Raw genomic sequence first — 284 nt, forward strand, 5'->3', positions numbered from 1 at the left:
ATGGGCACCAAGCCCTTGTCCGCGAGTAGCTGTATGAAAGGCTCAACCACCCCTCCTGGGACCCCCGGCCCCGGCTTAGGCCAAAAAGTCTCAAAGTCGGCAGCGCTGATCAGCTTGCTATCGACGAAGAGCTTGTGCATGGGACGGCGTCCGTCCTCAACTTCCAGCAGGGCAGTGCCGTTTTGCGCCGGCTTCGCCGGAGCCCTGACAAACTTGGTCGTATCGCCAGCGCGCCGAATCAAGGTGTCGCTGATACCGTTTTGAGGCAAACCGTTCGCCTTTGT

At 59.9% G+C, this 284-nt stretch carries 1 protein-coding gene; it reads right to left on the minus strand.

What is annotated here, in order from left to right:
* Positions 1-284, minus strand: a 284-nt coding sequence (locus LZP69_RS16255) for a hypothetical protein (RefSeq protein WP_234201733.1), incomplete at both ends; no start/stop codon positions are given.

Source organism: Shewanella sp. AS1, assembly GCF_021412565.1.
Classification (GTDB): Bacteria; Pseudomonadota; Gammaproteobacteria; order Enterobacterales; family Shewanellaceae; genus Shewanella.